This window comes from Pseudomonas sp. Marseille-QA0892 (genome assembly GCF_054950135.1).
Genome location: NZ_CM143104.1, coordinates 2,916,514 through 2,929,652, shown reverse-complemented (window position 1 = coordinate 2,929,652; position 13,139 = coordinate 2,916,514). Strand labels below are relative to the sequence as shown.

General features: G+C 60.1%; 14 protein-coding genes. 12 read left to right on the top strand and 2 right to left on the bottom strand.

Annotation, left to right across the window (positions count from 1 at the left end):
- The first annotated feature begins 28 nt into the window (after positions 1–28).
- The 10 genes from ACY8D3_RS13635 to ACY8D3_RS13590 all read left to right on the top strand — a co-directional run bounded on the left by ACY8D3_RS13635 (position 29) and on the right by ACY8D3_RS13590 (position 8,608).
- Positions 29–1,315: a hydroxymethylglutaryl-CoA reductase, degradative gene (locus tag ACY8D3_RS13635; protein ID WP_462379311.1), complete on the top strand. Its 1,287-nt coding sequence runs from the start codon at positions 29–31 to the stop codon at positions 1,313–1,315.
- 262 nt (positions 1,316–1,577) lie between these two features.
- Entirely contained in the window at positions 1,578–2,057 is a 480-nt protein-coding gene (locus ACY8D3_RS13630) for a hypothetical protein (protein WP_462379310.1), read from the top strand.
- Complete coding sequence (locus ACY8D3_RS13625; protein ID WP_462379309.1) at positions 2,057–3,439, top strand: tripartite tricarboxylate transporter permease; 1,383 nt, start codon at positions 2,057–2,059, stop codon at positions 3,437–3,439. The genes ACY8D3_RS13630 and ACY8D3_RS13625 overlap by 1 nt, the downstream gene beginning before the upstream one ends.
- A gap of 84 nt (positions 3,440–3,523) precedes the next feature.
- Entirely contained in the window at positions 3,524–4,537 is a 1,014-nt protein-coding gene (locus ACY8D3_RS13620) for an aldo/keto reductase (protein WP_462379308.1), read from the top strand.
- Positions 4,538–4,862: 325 nt separating this feature from the next.
- Entirely contained in the window at positions 4,863–5,132 is a 270-nt protein-coding gene (locus ACY8D3_RS13615; protein WP_462379307.1) for a hypothetical protein, read from the top strand.
- Positions 5,133–5,331: 199 nt separating this feature from the next.
- Entirely contained in the window at positions 5,332–6,018 is a 687-nt protein-coding gene (locus ACY8D3_RS13610; RefSeq protein WP_462379305.1) for a C40 family peptidase, read from the top strand.
- Positions 6,019–6,271: 253 nt separating this feature from the next.
- Positions 6,272–6,802 (top strand): C40 family peptidase, encoded by a 531-nt coding sequence (locus ACY8D3_RS13605; protein WP_462384380.1) that lies wholly within the window; start codon positions 6,272–6,274, stop codon positions 6,800–6,802.
- A gap of 77 nt (positions 6,803–6,879) precedes the next feature.
- Positions 6,880–7,542 (top strand): class I SAM-dependent methyltransferase, encoded by a 663-nt coding sequence (locus tag ACY8D3_RS13600; RefSeq protein ID WP_462379304.1) that lies wholly within the window; start codon positions 6,880–6,882, stop codon positions 7,540–7,542.
- Positions 7,543–7,547: 5 nt separating this feature from the next.
- Entirely contained in the window at positions 7,548–7,868 is a 321-nt protein-coding gene (locus tag ACY8D3_RS13595) for a hypothetical protein (protein WP_462379303.1), read from the top strand.
- An 8-nt stretch (positions 7,869–7,876) separates the two neighbouring features.
- Positions 7,877–8,608 (top strand): SIR2 family NAD-dependent protein deacylase, encoded by a 732-nt coding sequence (locus ACY8D3_RS13590; RefSeq protein WP_462379302.1) that lies wholly within the window; start codon positions 7,877–7,879, stop codon positions 8,606–8,608.
- 102 nt (positions 8,609–8,710) lie between these two features.
- Here the strand turns inward: ACY8D3_RS13590 and ACY8D3_RS13585 are convergent, their stop codons facing one another.
- Positions 8,711–9,646 (bottom strand): hydroxymethylglutaryl-CoA lyase, encoded by a 936-nt coding sequence (locus ACY8D3_RS13585; protein WP_462379301.1) that lies wholly within the window; start codon positions 9,644–9,646, stop codon positions 8,711–8,713.
- Entirely contained in the window at positions 9,646–10,842 is a 1,197-nt protein-coding gene (locus tag ACY8D3_RS13580) for a CaiB/BaiF CoA transferase family protein (protein WP_462379300.1), read from the bottom strand. Before ACY8D3_RS13580 ends, ACY8D3_RS13585 begins: the two co-directional genes overlap by 1 nt.
- Positions 10,843–10,986: 144 nt before the next feature.
- Here ACY8D3_RS13580 and ACY8D3_RS13575 point away from each other — a divergent pair, with 144 nt between their 5' ends.
- Both ACY8D3_RS13575 and ACY8D3_RS13570 read left to right on the top strand, forming a co-directional pair.
- Positions 10,987–11,898, top strand: a complete 912-nt coding sequence (locus tag ACY8D3_RS13575) for a LysR family transcriptional regulator (protein WP_462379299.1) — start codon at positions 10,987–10,989, stop codon at positions 11,896–11,898.
- A gap of 78 nt (positions 11,899–11,976) precedes the next feature.
- On the top strand, positions 11,977–12,981 hold the full coding sequence (locus ACY8D3_RS13570; RefSeq protein ID WP_462379298.1) for a DctP family TRAP transporter solute-binding subunit: 1,005 nt from the start codon (positions 11,977–11,979) through the stop codon (positions 12,979–12,981).
- The last annotated feature ends 158 nt before the right edge of the window (positions 12,982–13,139 follow it).

Here is a 13,139-nt window from a genome sequence, read left to right as displayed (position 1 = left end):
CAACAATAAACGGCTCGAAGGAGCATTCATGTCTCTGGACTCACGCCTGTCTGGTTTCCGCAACCTGAACCCCGCTGGACGCCTGGATCACGTCGCCACCTTGCTTGATCTTTCCGAAGAAGATGTTGCGCTCCTGCGGGATGCAGGCGCGCTTCCGCTGGATCGCGCAGATGGCATGATCGAAAACGTGATCGGCAAATTCGAATTGCCGTATGGGCTCGCGACCAACTTCCTAATCAATGGTCGGGACAAACTTATCCCCTTGGTCGTAGAGGAGCCATCTGTTGTGGCTGCGGCCTCGTTCATGGCAAAACTGGCACGTCCAGCAGGCGGTTTCCTGACCTCGAGCAGCGTGCCGCTCATGCGGGCTCAGGTTCAGATCGTGGGCGTATCAGATCCCTACAATGCCCGCTTGAGTCTGCTGAGGGGCCGGGAAGAGATCATTGCCTTGGCTAATACCAAGGACCAGCTTTTGAAAAGGCTCGGTGGTGGGTGCCGGGACCTCGAAATCCATGTTTTCCCGCAAACTGCACGTGGCCCAATGGTCGTAGCCCATTTGATCGTAGATGTGCGTGACGCCATGGGCGCCAACACGGTCAACACGATGGCCGAAGCGGTCGCGCCGCTCATGGAGCGTCTCACCGGAGGCAAGGTTCGTTTGCGTATTCTGTCCAACCTCGCGGACCTGAGACTGGCGCGCGCCCAGGTGCGTATCGCGCCCGAACATCTCGACACAGAGGACTTCAGCGGCAAGGACGTTATCGAGGGCGTGATCGATGCCTATACCTTTGCGTCGATCGACCCCTACCGAGCAGCGACGCATAACAAGGGCATCATGAATGGCATCGACCCGCTGGTCGTGGCGACAGGTAATGATTGGAGGGCCGTGGAAGCGGGCGCTCATGCATATGCCTGTCGCAACGGACATTATGGTTCGTTGACCACATGGGAGAAGGACAGCGAAGGCCACCTGGTGGGAACGCTTGAAATGCCCATGCCGCTTGGGCTGGTGGGTGGCGCAACCAAGACGCATCCGCTGGCTCAGCTGTCCCTGCGCATACTCGATGTGGAAACGGCACAGGATCTGGCGGAGATAGCGGTGGCCGTCGGGCTTGCGCAGAATCTGGGTGCGCTGCGTGCGCTCGCGACCGAGGGTATCCAGCGCGGCCATATGGCGCTCCACGCGCGCAACATTGCGCTGTTGGCCGGTGCGCAGGGCGATGAGATCGATTGGGTAGTGGCCGAGATGGTCTCGACGCATGACGTTCGCACCGATCGAGCTGAAGCGCTGCTTCGTGACAAGCGCGGTGCATGACAGCGCTGTTTGATCGCTGTCCCGCGTTGGACATAAGGGCGGGCATGCCGCTGGCAGATACAGGCAAACGCACTGAGTAGGCGGCGCCCCGACTTTCCAGCCACGCGCACCGTTACCAGGTACATCGCAACACTCGCCTAATTACCACAAGGCGACGCAATACCTTTTTATCAGCAGGCCTCGATAACAACAAAAGCCGCCAGCGGCAGGAGGATTCCATGCGACATCAACGACTCGGCCACATTCATCCGAGGGCAGGCTTATGACGGATCGCACTTTATATGAAGTGTGGGGCGATACCGTCGACGGGCGTCACTTGGCCAGCGCCATAGCCATTGGTGCGGTTGTCAGCGTAGGCGCATTCGAAATCGCACAGTGGGTGCTTGTCGGGCTTGTCGATTCGCCGCAGATGGCCCGCGCCTACGCCATGTTGGCCGGGATCCTCGGGTGCCTGCTCGGGGGAGCGATCAGTGCGCTGTGTTTCAAGCCCAAGCGGCGTGTCGTCCAGGGGGAGACGGATCCGGCGTCTCGCATGCAAGTCATAGAGGAGCTTCGCAAGGAGCGCGGGGGATTGGGGAAGGTGGCTGATCTGTCACCGGAGGTCATCGCTGAACTCAAGGAGCTCGGCTTGTATGGGGCGTTCGTCGAAGCGGAAGCGAGGGAGCCTGATGAGCGAATAGGCGCAGGCACTCGGGCGCAGATTCCCAGTACGAGGGTTGCGCTCACGGGAGGCCGAACATAATGGAAAGTCTGCTTGATCAGGCCCTTGTCGCGCTCGGGATGGGCATTCTCGGGGCGGTGCTTTTCGCAGCCATCGGGTTGGTCTCAGGAAGCGACGAGACCACAACGCTGGCACCGCTCACGCTGCTTGTCGTGCTGCTCGGCGTACCTCCTGCTGGTGTCTTCACGTTCTTTCTGGCGGGTGCGGTTGCGAAGCATATGACACACGCGGTGCCGACGGCCCTGCTGGGGATTCCGGGTGATACCACTGCTACACCCCTCATGGCAGAGGCCAACTACCTTCGTAATCTTGGTGTACCGCATATCGCGTTGCGCAAAATGATATCTGGGGGTGCCATCGCAGCGCTCATTGCCGTGCCACTCGCCGTGCTCTTCGCGATTCTGCTTGCGCCCTTCGGCGACGTTATCAAGCAGTTCGCCCCATGGATTTTCCTTTGCGCAGCACTGGCCATCGCATTTTTCTCCGCAGGCCGGTGGGCCGCGGTCGTGGCGCTCATCCCGTTCGTACTGGTGATCGTTGCACTGCAGACGCTTACCGCACAGTACGGTGTGAAGCTGGGCGTGAGCTATTTCCTGGGAATTGCCATCGGACCGCTCATTGCGTCGCTCTTCGCACTTCTGTCACCTGGCGAACGCGAACGGATGCGAAGGGATGACATGCGGGTGTTCTCGCTGGCGCCCGATGTGAAGGGCTGGAAAGGGTATTTCCCCAATCCCTTCAAAGTCATCGACCGGAAACAGACTCAGATGACCGCAATGGCTGCCAGCGTTTCGAGCGCCACGTTCGTCTTCAGCCCCGTGGCGATGACAGTCATCATGGGGGAAATCGTCGGCGCGCGTATCAAGCATGCCTATCATCGTCTCACCACTGTTATCACGGCGCGCAACGGTGTGACCGAGTCCACCTACATCGCGGAAGCACTTATTCCACTCATTGCGTTCGGTCTGCCGCTCAGCCCTGTAGCGGCCGGGCCCGCCGCGCCCCTGTTCAATGCCCCGCCACGCTTTACCGTGGATGGACCGGGCGGCGAGATCGTCAACCTGCACACCATGATGAGTACGACTGAATTCTTCTGGTACGGGATGCTGGCCGTGGTCATTGCGATCCTGATTGCCTATCCCTTCTCAATGAATTTCGCCCACCGTGCGGCGTCGTTCGTATCGCAGAAGATCAGCCACGAAGCGGTAATTGCCACTTTTGTCGGGCTGATACTGGTTATCGGCATCTGGGAGGGCGGGTTGCTGGGCTTGGCCGTGATCCTCACCGTGGGGCTGCTGGGAGGCGTATTGTCACGCTTCCTCGGATTCAATATTGGCGTCCAGTTCATGGGGTACTACACGGCGGTACTCAGCGTGCCTGCACTGGTCGCGGCCTTCGGATAGGCGCTCACGCGTAGCACTGCAATACGGACAGGGCCAGGTGCGATACGCTGGCCTTTTCTGCGCAACCGGGGTCGGGAGTTATCGATGGACTATCTGCCTCTTGGTCGCAGCGGCCTCAGGGTTTCACGGTTGTGCCTGGGCACGATGATGTTCGGTGGGCAAACGGACGAAGCAACATCACGGCGCATCATTGACCGTGCGTTCGAGCAGGGCGTGAATTTCATCGATACCGCCAATGTTTACAGTGACGGCGAGTCGGAGCGGGTGGTCGGGCGGGCGATCAGTGTTCGCCGGGAGGACTGGGTGTTGGCGACGAAGGCCGGCAACACGATGCCATCCGGCTCTGTTCAGCCCCACGACCGCGGCGCGGGCCGCAAGCACCTGCTGCGCAGCGTGGAGGACAGTCTGAGCCGGCTGGGTACGGACTACATCGACGTCTTCTATATACACCGTGAGGATCATGTGACGCCGATCGAGGAAACGGTACGCGCACTGGGCGAGCTGATACGGGCCGGCAAGATCCGCCATTACGGGCTCTCCAACCACCGAGGGTGGAAGATCAGTGAGTTCACGCACGTTGCGCGGCACCTTGGCGTCGATGCGCCTATCGTCATTCAGCCGCTCTACAACATCTTCAATCGGCAGGCCGAGACGGAGCAATTCACCGCTGCGGCTCATCATGACATCGGGATCGTACCGTACAGTCCGCTGGCGAGAGGGGTCTTGACGGGCAAGTATCGCCCGGGTGAAGCACCCGCAGCCGATAGCCGTGCCGGGCGCCAGGACAAGCGAATTCGAGAGACCGAGTGGCGAGAGGAGTCGCTCCTGCTGGCGGAGCGAATCGTGGCGCATGCCAAGGCTCGTGGCGTCTCGCCAACTGCGTTCGCCATTGCCTGGGTGCTCCACAATGCATGGGTGACCTCCGCGATCGCCGGGCCCAGGACAGAACTTCACTGGGATACCTATGTGGAAGCCCTTGACGTTCGGTTAACCCAGGACGATGAGCACTTCATCGACGGATTGGTTGCACCAGGTCATCCCTCTACGCCGGGCTATCAGGACGTGGCCCATTTCGTGTCCGGCCGGCTGCTGCGCTAATACGGTATGAGAAGGGACTGTCTCGACCTGTGCGTCGGCTCCGGTGTCGTGGTGCCGTGCTAGGTGCGGCTTTTTCCGAATCAGCACGCAGGTGGCGCCTGTGGGGGTTACGTCTCGATGGTAGTCAATAGCAAGGCGGTAGGAGTGTGAAGTGTGTCACTTGTTTTGCTTGATAGCACATCGCCGGATCCTGCAATTTGCAATGTCGGCTGGTTTGGATGAAATATATAACTGATTGAAATATAACGGATTTATTCGGATTTCGATGTTGGCACGACCGATGCAACCCTCCTGTGCAATCTTAAATCTGCCTTGGAGAACTGCCATGTCCATGCTCAATGAAGTGATCAGCTCATTCCCCGAGTACACCATCAACAGCATTCAACGTCCTGATGGTTACCTGCTCGAGTTCGAGAACGCTGGTCAGGTTCAAATCCGCCGTGTGCTTCCTAAGCGTTTCGAAGGCGAACCAGGCATGGACGTGTTCATCCACGAGATGCATCGCGATCTGGCACTGCTGAACGGTCAGACCCCGCCGAAGCAATCGCTGCGTCGTCTTCGCACCTTGGGCCTGCCGAGCTATGCGGGACTCTAACGGCGTCTAGTCCGCCGTTTTCATCGAGATGCGCTTCTTCCGGCAGTAAAGAGCGCATCTCGGCGAAGCCGATAAGAAGGGAGCGCTTTGACGTTTGGCCGCGCCGACGGAGTCACACGCGCGGCTCAAAAAGTTTGCAAATCGATTTTCCGGTAGGCATAGTCCGTCGATCCCAAACTAGATCGACACGGTCGTGCCCATGCTGGATCGCTTCGCACCCCTCGTGCCACTTTCCTTTTTTGTATTACTGGCAGGCTGTGCTAGCCAGTTTTCTGCTCCTACCGAACCGGCTGAAGCCTACGTTCAGCCCGATTGGGTTACCCAGTCCCCTTTCACATCCTTTGATGAAGAGGACGACGTGGGGCAGGTGACTGACGTGCGTACTGCGTCCGGTGCCCTTGGCCGGCAAGTTGCACTTCACCGCCGCGCTATCCAAGACTCATCGATGCAGCCATATGCGATGCCGGGCCTGGCGGATAGCCTGCTCGAGCGAGGCTTCGAGTTGGTCGGCACTCGGTACCGCTATGGCGGGCTTACTGCCGAAAGCGGGTTCGACTGCAGTGGTTTTGTCGGCTTCCTCTTCCGGGAAGAGGCGGGTATCGAACTGCCCCGCTCAACGCGCGAGATGATTAACGTGAAGGCGCCTGTGGTCAGCCGCAATGCGTTGAAGCCAGGTGACCTGATCTTCTTCAACAACCGAGGTCGTGGCCGCGTGTCGCATGCGGGCATCTACATCGGAGACGCGAAGTTCATTCATTCGGCCAGCCGCCGAAGTGGTGGGGTCCGCGTCGACAGTCTGGATGACACGTATTGGAAACGCAGCTTCATGGAGGCCAAGCGTGTGCTGGCGATGGCCCCGAAGCCGGGTAACCTTGCACGCAATTGATCCAACGCTATTGCCCTATAAACGGACCTTCGGGTCCGTTTTGGTTTTCGGGGCGCCTTCGCCGCCGCCATCTGGAAACATTAGTTTAGCGGAAGATGGCGCATGGCTTGCATTCGGTACCGGTCCAAGGCAGATTAGAGCGGCCCGCTGGGTTGGTTGCACGTGCAGGGTAGTCCTTTCGAGCGTCCTGCTCACCGTACGCATTTCCCGACCTGAAACTCCGCCCTCACGGACTGACGTCTCCATGTTTGCAATGGATCGCCTCGCTCTCGTTGCCGCTTTTACTTCAGCCATGGTTCTCGCCGGCTGTGCGACGCCGCCTCCGGCACCGCAGCCAAAAGTGGCATATGCCCCGCCTGTCATGGGGCAGCCCGAGCGTTCAGCGGACGACATCCTGTTCAGGGCGTTGGGTCTTGTCGGCACGCCTTATCGCTACGGTGGGAACACGCCAGACAGCGGATTCGATTGCAGCGGTCTGATTGGGTATGTCTTCCGAGACGTCATGGGCATCGTGTTGCCGCGGTCGACGGGCGAAATGATCAACCTGCGAGCGCCGACAATTGCACAGAATGCGCTTCAGACCGGTGATCTGGTGTTCTTTGCTACGGGCGGCGGCCGTCGGGTCAGCCACGCCGGGATCTATGTGGGAGAGGGGCGCTTCGTCCACGCCCCGTCCACCGGGGGCACGGTTCGCCTGGATAACCTGAGCAATAGCTATTGGCAACGCCATTACCTTGAGGCGAAACGCGTGGTTGATGATCGCTCACTCGCCCGTGTCCCCTGATCGACGGCTGGTCGTCGATTTCGAACAGCGAGGAGGGTGCGGCACTCTGACGTTCTGAACGATCTCGGAGAAGCTTCATGACGACGCGTACCGTTCAACTCGACGACGCCCTCCATCAATACCTCCTGGATGTTTCGCTTCGCGAGCCGCCCCTGCTTGCGCAATTGCGCAAGGAGACTGCTAGTCTGCCGCGGTCACACTGGCAAATCGCACCGGAGCAAGGCCAGTTCATGTCACTGCTCGTCCGCATAACCGGTGCGCGAAGGTTGCTCGAGGTCGGCACTTTTACAGGCTACAGCGCCCTTTGCCTCGCGAGTGCCATGCCCCGTGATGGTTCGCTCATCTGCTGCGACCTCCCAGGCGACTACCATGACATCGCCCAGCGATACTGGCGCGATGCGGGTGTCGACGAGCAGATCAACCTGCGTACCGGCCCTGCGCTTGAAACGCTCGAAGCATTGCTGAAGGCCGGCCAGGACGAACGCTTCGATCTGATGTTCATCGATGCGGACAAGGCCAACTATCCGGCTTATCTGGAAATGGGCCTGGCCCTGGTCCGGCCCGGCGGCCTATTGCTGTTCGACAATACGCTCTGGAGTGGGCGCGTGCTTGAGGAGGCTCCGGCAAGCGCCGATACGCGAGCAGTACAGCAGCTAAACCGATCACTCAAGGACGATCCGAGAATCGACCTGTCGATGCTGCCCATTGGCGACGGCCTGACCTTGTGCAGGAAACGTTGAGACGTATGGCTGAAGCGATACGTCTGCCCCCTGTTCCCGACGCCTGCGAACTGTGCGGGCGGGCCGCCGAGTTGACTCGGCACCACCTGATCCCAAGATCGTTGCATGACAAGCCATACGTGCAGAAGCGCTTCGATCGACGCGAGCGGATCACGTCGACACTGTGGGTCTGCCGGCCATGCCACGACGCCATTCACAGGCGCTTCAGCGAAAAGGAGCTTGCGCTCTCGTTCAACAGTCGCGAGGCCTTGCTGGCTGATGAGCGCCTTCGGGCGTTCGTCGAGTGGCTCGCGGCAAAACCTGCCGGCTTCGTGCCCAAACGATGAGATAAACGATGACGAACAGGTTAGAGGCAATCGTTGAGCGGGTACGGGCCGCCCAGTCGATAGTGGTGTTCACCGGCGCCGGTGTCTCGGCAGAAAGCGGCATTCCGACATTTCGCGAAGCGCAAACCGGCCTATGGGCGCGTTTCAGCCCCGAAGAGCTGGCCAGCCCCGGCGCTTTCCGCGAGGATCCGCAACGCGTTTGGGATTGGTATGCATGGCGAAGGCAGCTTTGCCTGGAGGTTGAGCCCAACGCCGGCCATCGGGCCGTGGCCGCGCTCGCGGATCGGGTCCAAGCGTTCACGCTGATCACCCAGAATGTCGATGGGCTCCACCAGCGCGCCGGCAATAAAGACGTGCTCGAGCTTCATGGAAACATACATGGGTTGCGTTGTTTCGCATGCGGACGACCGGGTGGAGGTTGGCCCGAGCCGCCTGGAGAAATCGTGGCGTGTGACTGTGGCGGTCTGATGCGGCCGACCATTGTCTGGTTTGGTGAGTCGCTTCCGGTCAATGTACTTCAGCAGGCAGAGGAAGCTGCCTTGCAGGCTGAGGTGTTGATCAGTGTGGGCACGTCGAGCCAGGTTTATCCCGCTGCTGAACTACCGTTTATAGCCAAACGGCACGGCGCGTACATCATTGAGGTGAATCCACACGAAACACCCCTCAGCCGAACCGCTGATGCGTGTCTGCAGGGTCCTGCCGGGGAGTGGCTTCCGGCACTTGTACGCGCGCTGGACTAGATAGCGGGTACGGCCGTCCCGCCTCGCCTGCCACTTGCCGCGCAAGTGTTGCGATTGCCGGCCTGGCAAGGCCGACGTATCGCGCGCCGTTCAACTGGCGCCTCAGGTAACGGATTCCGTCATCCATTTGGGCTTCGGATAACGCCGATCCGACTTGCCAGCCTTCAGGATTGCGCCGGGTACGTCATGCCCGATCAGCTCGGGCAGTCGCGCCGCGGCCATGAGCAGCGCGTCGAGGTCGACGCCTGTGTTCAAGCCCATGCGTTGAAACATATGCACCAGATCTTCAGTGCAGATGTTGCCGCTGGCTCCCGGAGCGTAGGGGCAACCACCAAGACCGCCAAGCGATGCGTCGAACCGATCGATGCCGGCATTAAATGCCGCAAGCGCATTGGCGAGGCCCATCCCGCGGGTATTGTGGAAATGAGCCGTGAAGGTCACGTCGGACCAGCGCGTCCGAGCCGCTCGGCAGACGCGTTCGACCTGGCCCGGGTCCGCCATACCGGTGGTATCGCACAGGGTCACGCCCTGCACCCCAATGTCCAGCAGCTTTTGAATTAGTTCGTAGACACGGGCCTCTGGGACATCGCCTTCGAATGGGCAGCCGAACGTGGTCGAAAGTGAGGCATTAATGAATACCCCTGTGCCCTGGGCCACCTCGATGATCGCCTTGAACTGCCCGAGCGAAGCTTCCGGCGTCATCCGAAGGTTGGCGAGCCCGTGGGTGTCACTCGCGGACATCACCAGATTGATTTCGTCGACGCCACAGCCCAAGGCCCGTTCGCAACCCTTCACGTTCGGAACGAGCACTGTGTACTCGACGCCAGGCACGCGCGTGATGCCTTTCATGACGTCCTCGGCATCACGCAGGTTCGGAATCGCCTTGGGCGACGTGAAGGACGTCACCTCAATTTTGGCGAGTCCCGTATTCGATAGCTGATCGATGAGGGCGATCTTGTCTTCGGTGGACACGAAGGTCGATTCGATCTGGAAGCCGTCGCGGGTCGCGACGTCCTGGATGTACACGCGCTTGCTCATCAAATAATTCCTCGTGTGCGCAGGCCTTCGACCTGTTCGTCGGTCAGCCCCAGCCCGGCCAGGACGTCCTCGGTGTGCTCACCCAATGTCGGGCCGCCAGTACCGACTCGGCCAGGCGTGCGGCTGAGCTTGGGCAGAACGCCTGGTACCTTGAGCTCGCCGGTGCTCGTCGTGACCTGTTTGATCATCTCCCGTGCCAGGTAGTGGGGATCCTGGATGATGTCGGCTGCGGTGTAGGGATAGCCTGCCGGTACGCGAGCACCCTTGAGCGCTTCGATCACGTCGTCGCGACTGCGTTTGGACGTCCATTCGGCGATGGCGGCATCGATCAGATCGGCATGCTGGCTGCGTCCGTCGTTGTGCGCCAGACGCGGGTCTTCGCCCAGATCATCACGATCGATGAGGCTCATCAGACGCTTGTAGATGCTGTCGCCGTTGCCGGCGATCAGCACGTAGGCGCCGTCGTTGCAGGGATAGGAGTTCGACGGCGTAATACCGGGCAGCGCGCTGCCGGCTGGCTCGCGTACATAGCCGAACGCGTCGTACTCAGGGATGAGGCTTTCCATCATGCCAAACACCGATTCGTACAACGCCACATCAATCACCTGGCCCCGGTCGCTGCGGCGCCGCTCTTCCAAGGCCAGCAGGATGCCGATGACACCGTAGAGCGAGGAAAGTGAATCACCGATGCTGATGCCGACGCGAACCGGAGGCTGGCCGGGGTAGCCTGACAGATGCCGCAGGCCACCCATGGCTTCGCCAATGACACCGAAGCCCGGCAGATCACGGTACGGGCCCGTCTGCCCATAGCCCGAGATCCGCAACATGATCAGGCGCGGGTTCAGTGCGGACAGCGCTTCCCAGCTCATGCCCCAACTTTCGAGTGTGCCAGGCCGGAAGTTCTCGACCAGGATATCGGCCTCGGCGATCAGGCGACGCGCGACGTCCTGGCCTTCGGCAGCCTTGAGATCGAGGGTGATCGAGCGCTTGTTGCGTGATTGCACATGCCACCAGAGTGAGGTGCCGTCCTTGATCTTGCGCCACTTGCGCAAGGGGTCCCCCACACCGGGCGGCTCGATCTTGATCACGTCGGCCCCGAATTCGCCAAGCATCTTACTGGCGAACGGGCCCGCGATGAGCTGGCCCATTTCGACGACCTTGAGGCCCTGGAGGGGCAGGGTGGTGTCCTGCGTCATGTGCAGTCTCCGGTATGGATATGAGGGAAGCATGAAACAGCCGTTCGAAGCTGCCAATCTTTGAATTGCCAAGTCGGCCTTCGCCGCTCGCGAAGCCCATCCTGCCTTGGTAAGCTCCGCGAACGTTCCATCGGGGCATCCGGCATGAGGCGCGTAGATTTCGTCACCTTGAAACTGTTCGTGGCCGTAGCCGACGAGCTGAGCCTGACCCGTGCCGCCGAGCGTGAGCACCTCGCCTTGGCGGCGGTGAGCAAGCGCATCACGGATCTGGAGAGCCAGGTCGGCAGCGCATTGCTTTACCGCCAGCACAAGGGCGTTTCGCTGACCCCGGCGGGGCACGCACTGCTGCATCACGCGCGTAACGTGCTCGACAATCTCGAGCAGATGCATGCAGATCTCAGCGAATTCAGCGAGGGCGTCAAAGGCCATGTGCGCATTCATGCAAATACGTCGGCCATCATCGAATTCCTTCCCGAAGACCTCAGCCGGTTCTGCCAAGTCCATCCCGAGATAAAGATCGACCTGGAAGAGCGGGTAAGCAGTGACATCATTCGTGCCGTCCGGGAAGGGCTCACAGACATAGGCCTTTATGCAGGGCACGTTGCGGCGGACGATGTTCAAAGCTTCCCGTACCGTTGGGACCGACTGGTCGTCGTCACGCCACGCGAGCATCCCCTTGCCAATCTTGAAAAGGTGAACCTGCGTGATCTGGTTGGCTATGACTTCATCGGGTTGCAACAGGACGCATCGCTTCATAGCCTCATCCAGCATTCCGCTCACCACCTCGGCGTCGCGCTACGGCTGCGCATACAGGTGCGCAGCTTCGAGGCGATTTGCCGAATGATCCATACGGGCATGGGCATCGGGATCCTGCCGGATCGCGCCGTGCGTACTTACCTGCCGACCATGGACGTGGCGGCGACCATGATCGACGAGCCGTGGGCACAGCGGGAACTGCGCCTGTGTGTGCGTAGCTACGAGGCGCTACCAGTCATAGGTCGTCAGATGGTCGATCATTTGCTCGCGGCAGATCCTTCGCCATTCGCGAAGCCCTGATTGGCAAATGAAGAATGTCCGTAGCCTGGCGGCTGCGGTAGGTTGCCCTCATATAAAAACAAACAAAGGGGTATCTTCATGGCTCGTTCCTCGCTCCGTGGCTTCGCTCGCCTGGCAGCTGCCATCAGCCTTTCGCTCGGCATGGCCCAGGCCTTTGCCGATCCGATCACCATCAAGTTCTCTCACATCACAGCGGATACGACGCCGAAAGGGCAGGGCGCGCTGATGTTCAAGCGCCTTGTCGAGGAGCGCCTGCCAGGCAAGGTTGACGTTCAGGTGTTCGCCAATTCATCCCTTTTCGGTGACGGCAAAGAGATGGAAGCGCTGCTGATGAACGAGGTGCAGATGCTCGCACCCGCGCCGTCCAAGCTCGAGCAGTACACCAAGCAATTGCAGCTGTTCGACCTGATGTTCCTCTTCGATGATGTGGCAGCGGCGCAGCGTTTCCAGAATTCCGAGAAGGGTAGGGCGCTGCTCAAGTCCATGGAGCCCAAAGGCATTACCGGCCTTGCGTATTGGCTCAACGGCATGCGTCAGCTGACCGCCAACAAGCCATTGGTCGAGCCCAAGGATGCCCGGGGGTTGAAGTTCCGAGTCCAGCCATCCGACCTCCAGGCTGCCCAATACAGCCAGCTGCGCGCGGTGCCGCGCAAGATGGCGTTCGCCGAGATCTATCAAGGTCTGCAGACGGGCGTGGTCAATGCCCAGGACAATCCCTGGTCGAACATCTACACGCAGAAGTATTACGAAGTGCAGAAGTACATGATCGAGTCGAACCATGGCATCGGTAACTATGTACTTATCACCAACACCAAGTTCTGGAACGGATTGCCAACGGATATACGCACCGAGCTCGAGAAGGTCGTCGAGGAAGTAACGGTTGAGGTGAACCGTCAGGCTGAAGCGCTGAATGAAGACGCCCGCAAGCATATTCAGGAAAGCGGTATGAACGAGTTCGTCACCCTCACACCCGAACAGCGCGCTGCCTGGCGTGAAGCTGTACGCCCAGCCTGGAAGGCGTTCGAGGCCGATATTGGTGCGGACGTGATCGAAGCAGCGCAGGCATCCAACAAGGCTGAATGACCCGCTGCGTTAGGCGCGCTGGGGGCCGGAGCTTCCGGCGCGCCTGCCTTATGCGCCTCGACCTTCCGTATTGGCGCCCACGAAGCGCTCTGCATCGACCCTCTTCGGCTCCCCCGAAGAGCGCGTTTACCAAATGCTGATTTCGAGCATCACGTCAC

Bases quoted from the DNA above. Each gene is read 5' to 3' on its own strand.
- ACY8D3_RS13635 (WP_462379311.1), top strand. From the start codon at position 29: ATGTCTCTGGACTCACGCCTGTCTGGTTTCCGCAACCTGAACCCCGCT.
- ACY8D3_RS13630 (WP_462379310.1), top strand. From the start codon at position 1,578: ATGACGGATCGCACTTTATATGAAGTGTGGGGCGATACCGTCGACGGG.
- ACY8D3_RS13625 (WP_462379309.1), top strand. From the start codon at position 2,057: ATGGAAAGTCTGCTTGATCAGGCCCTTGTCGCGCTCGGGATGGGCATT.
- ACY8D3_RS13620 (WP_462379308.1), top strand. From the start codon at position 3,524: ATGGACTATCTGCCTCTTGGTCGCAGCGGCCTCAGGGTTTCACGGTTG.
- ACY8D3_RS13615 (WP_462379307.1), top strand. From the start codon at position 4,863: ATGTCCATGCTCAATGAAGTGATCAGCTCATTCCCCGAGTACACCATC.
- ACY8D3_RS13610 (WP_462379305.1), top strand. From the start codon at position 5,332: ATGCTGGATCGCTTCGCACCCCTCGTGCCACTTTCCTTTTTTGTATTA.
- ACY8D3_RS13605 (WP_462384380.1), top strand. From the start codon at position 6,272: ATGGATCGCCTCGCTCTCGTTGCCGCTTTTACTTCAGCCATGGTTCTC.
- ACY8D3_RS13600 (WP_462379304.1), top strand. From the start codon at position 6,880: ATGACGACGCGTACCGTTCAACTCGACGACGCCCTCCATCAATACCTC.
- ACY8D3_RS13595 (WP_462379303.1), top strand. From the start codon at position 7,548: ATGGCTGAAGCGATACGTCTGCCCCCTGTTCCCGACGCCTGCGAACTG.
- ACY8D3_RS13590 (WP_462379302.1), top strand. From the start codon at position 7,877: ATGACGAACAGGTTAGAGGCAATCGTTGAGCGGGTACGGGCCGCCCAG.
- ACY8D3_RS13585 (WP_462379301.1), bottom strand. From the start codon at position 9,646: ATGAGCAAGCGCGTGTACATCCAGGACGTCGCGACCCGCGACGGCTTC.
- ACY8D3_RS13580 (WP_462379300.1), bottom strand. From the start codon at position 10,842: ATGACGCAGGACACCACCCTGCCCCTCCAGGGCCTCAAGGTCGTCGAA.
- ACY8D3_RS13575 (WP_462379299.1), top strand. From the start codon at position 10,987: ATGAGGCGCGTAGATTTCGTCACCTTGAAACTGTTCGTGGCCGTAGCC.
- ACY8D3_RS13570 (WP_462379298.1), top strand. From the start codon at position 11,977: ATGGCTCGTTCCTCGCTCCGTGGCTTCGCTCGCCTGGCAGCTGCCATC.